Raw genomic sequence first — 3,481 nt, forward strand, 5'->3', positions numbered from 1 at the left:
AAGTTAATAGTTGGGATTCAATCCAGTCAAGCAAAACTTTCCATTATATCATAAAATTATTTTGCAAGAGGTCTAGTGTTCTGTGAGGTTGTTATACCGTCGCCTATATCTCACGGCTGAATCAAGTTTTGTTCCGACTTACGGTAGCGGGCAATCAACCAGCGATGTTTAAGGGATGGATACAACAACATAGCTGCAAGAGGCAGTCCCGATCCCCCCAACGTTAGCAAAGTATAGACATTTATAAAGCCGACTACAAATCCCATACCTAAAGCAATTCCCAGCACTGTGCTTAGTGCTGACAGCGTTAACACAAAGCGATCGAGTGTGATTTCTCTCCAAAAGTCACGATCCAGAAGATGAATAACAATTATATCCACCCAAACTCCAAACGCGGCTCCAAGCATTGCACCTGAGAACGCGCCAAAAATCAGCGCGAAAAAGGCAACAGAGAAACTGTGAGTCATATATATCGCCAGTCCCGTAAAAGTTAAGCCTATACCGCCCCCTATCCAACTCCATGCTTTAATTCCAAGGTGTCCTCCTGTCCCCCAAATAGTTGCTACTGTGGCAACAGCTAGAGCAATAATTCCTATAGCTGTTTGAGACCAACCTAAATTACCGATGACTATAGTTGTTATTACTGTTGAAAATATTAACAATACTGCCATGCTTTTGTAGGGAGGTTTCTTAACATCAATTGGCAAAGGTGCTGTCTGAACCCTGATAGTTACATCATGTGTTTCTGGTGAGGCATTTGTATGTAAAAGAAGATGACGCTCGTAATGTTTATCTGCTGCAAGGAGGGAAGTATCTACGGCAATTTCACATTTTACTAAATTCTCCTTAAAACTAGCAGGTGAGAAGGAAATCCAAGCATGGGAATCTGGAGTATGTGGTGGATCTTGAAGATGAGGAGATACTTTCCAACTTCCCTCTAGCAAAGTGTCAGGCATTAAGTTGCGAAAGTGAATTTTTTGGGTGATTTTTTCACCTAACCGAGTTGCTCGAAAAACCAGAGAATTTGTATTTAAGCTGACTTCTGGTACTCGAAAGACATACAACGATTTAAGGTCTTCCAAAGCTGTAACAGCATTTGGATAGCGATCTCTTAGCCTCGGTTGCACCATCTTTTCCAACCAGCTAACAAATCGTAAACTTAGCTGTGGGATTAGCTGGCTGAACCGAATAAGATAGGGGTCATCCTCGTCCGTTAAGTCCTGAAGTGCTGTTGAGGGCGTACCTGTAAGCAAACAAATCAAGGTTGCTCCCAACCCATATAAGTCAGAGGCTTCTGTAGGTTTCCGTAACTGTTCGGGGGGAATAAAACCGGGCGTTCCCTTGAAAACGCTACTGCCAGATACTTCCTGACTGCCAATTCGCGCAAACCCAAAATCGATCAGATAAACCCTGAGTAGATCGTCCACCAGTATATTTTCTGGTTTAATATCTCGATGGATGACTGGCGGAATTCGATTTTGCAAATAAACTAAAATCTCTAGCACCGATACAGCAATTTGCTTGATTTCTTCGGGTTCAAAACTGCGTAACTCTCCTAAAGATGGTGCATCGATATACTCCTGCACCATACAGAAACCATCCGACGTGGAAAACCCTCCTAAGTAGCGAGGAATACCAGGATGGTTGAGTCCTTGCAAAACCTGAATCTCTCGTTCATGAACACTAAAAGCTGACCAGTCAGAACCAGATTGAGCAAAACAAAACTGCTTGACAACCACTTGCTGTTTTATATCAGTAGTATCAATAGTTGAGGCAAGCCAGGTAACTCGTCCCCCTTCTCGATTACGTCCTAGTTCGCGGATCACCTCATATCCTTGGTAAGATAAATCAGGATAATGGTTCATCAGTATCTCCTAAATAATCAAAATACTATTTATTCCTGAATGTTATTGGAATAAGTAACAAAACTCTAATTATTTGCGGGCGATTCCTCTGTCGGCTTCCTAGTAACTTAATGGTTGATATTAACAACAAATAGCTTTCAACCGCTACTTAACAGCTAAACATCTTGGCTTTGCATCAACCGCTGCTTCAAACGCGCCGGATCTCCCCGATCGACCACTTGGCCCTTTTCCAACAAAAAAGCCCCATCACAATAATTCAACTCATCCAAACGGTGAGTCACCCACAAAGCCGTAATCCCGCGATTTTTCACCAACCGCTGCACCGCCGCCACCAAATCCAACTGAGAATCAGGATCTAACAAAGCCGTCGGTTCATCCAACAGCAAAATTTCGCAGTGACGGGCGATCGCCCCAGCAAGAGCAATTCGCTGCTTCTGGCCCCCACTCAAAGCATAAATCGGCCGCCGCTGCAAATCCAGCAAATTCACAGCCTCCAAAGCCTCCGCCACCCTCTCCCGCACCTGAACGTTAGAAAGCTTTTCCTCCACCAAACCAAAAGCCACATCCGCACCCACCGTCGGCATCACCAATTGGTGGTCGGGGTTTTGGAACACAAAACCCACCCGCCCGCCCAGGTCAATTTCTCCCGACTGGGGGTGCAGCAGCCCAGCCATCAGCCTCAACAGCGTAGACTTGCCGCTGCCGTTAGTGCCCAAAAGCATCCAAAACTCGCCCTTGGGTACATCCAGAGAGCAACCTTGCAACACTCGATCGCCCGACGGCCAGCAAAAACCCAAATCCCGCACAGCAACGGCTGACTGGCTCATATCGGCACCAACACCCCCAGCCCTCATTCTGCCGCCGACATCGAGACAAAACCCGGGGATCTGCCTGTAGATGACGCCCCCGATTTCTGAGAAACCACCACCCCAGAAATCTCGCTGCTGAGCACAGCCACCTTTTTCTCAGGATTTTTCTCGCAAGTTAGTTCCAAAATTTGCGGTTGGGAGTTGCGAATCGCCTCTAAAACCTGCTGGTAAACAGTCTCAGCGTCCTCCTGCAACTTCCGCTGCACCGACAGCGATACCGGCGTGTTCTTCACAATGATGTCAATGCTGAACATATAGTCTTAAAAACCTAAATCTGGAGCTCTATCCTCAGTATATATATAGGACTTACCCAAGGAAACGCAGTTTCTTAGAAAAATAAGAGGTTGAGGCCGATATATCTACGAAGCCACCGGGCTTCTGAGGCAAAGCGCAAAGACTCCTATAGAGTAGAAATTCCCAAATGCAGGGCAAGGACTTCGGGGGCTTCGAGGGCTTCGGGGACTTCGGGGACTTCCGACAAGTCAAGATCCGGAAGTTTTTTAATAAAAACTTGCTCTTGTAAAGAATTACCTCTATAATCGTTAATACGGTAAAGAAAAGTAAACTCTGTTCATAATCCAACTTGTTTTCTGCTAAGCAGAGGCAACGGTTAGAGACTAATGACTAGAGGCAGATCCGTTGTAATTATATCCATTTGGAGATTTGCGTAAATGACAATCGCAGTCGGACGCGCCCAGACCGAAAGAGGCATATTTGATGTCCTCGACGACTGGCTCAAACGCGATC

At 45.7% G+C, this 3,481-nt stretch carries 3 protein-coding genes; all 3 read right to left on the bottom strand.

Going from position 1 to position 3,481, the window contains the following annotated elements; all coding sequences use genetic code 11:
- Positions 1-110: 110 nt before the first annotated feature.
- The 3 genes from QUA70_RS28200 to QUA70_RS28210 all read right to left on the bottom strand — a co-directional run bounded on the left by QUA70_RS28200 (position 111) and on the right by QUA70_RS28210 (position 2,988).
- Positions 111-1,865, bottom strand: a complete 1,755-nt coding sequence (locus tag QUA70_RS28200; RefSeq protein WP_333351039.1) for a protein kinase domain-containing protein — start codon at positions 1,863-1,865, stop codon at positions 111-113.
- 155 nt (positions 1,866-2,020) lie between these two features.
- Positions 2,021-2,692 carry an energy-coupling factor ABC transporter ATP-binding protein gene (locus tag QUA70_RS28205; protein ID WP_281363590.1) on the bottom strand — a complete coding sequence of 224 codons (672 nt, stop codon included), beginning with the start codon at positions 2,690-2,692 and terminating at the stop codon, positions 2,021-2,023.
- Positions 2,693-2,715: 23 nt separating this feature from the next.
- Positions 2,716-2,988: a hypothetical protein gene (locus QUA70_RS28210; protein WP_333326849.1), complete on the bottom strand. Its 273-nt coding sequence runs from the start codon at positions 2,986-2,988 to the stop codon at positions 2,716-2,718.
- Positions 2,989-3,481: the final 493 nt, after the last annotated feature.

It is taken from the genome of Microcoleus sp. LAD1_D5 (genome assembly GCF_036702115.1).
GTDB lineage: Bacteria > Cyanobacteriota > Cyanobacteriia > Cyanobacteriales > Microcoleaceae > Microcoleus.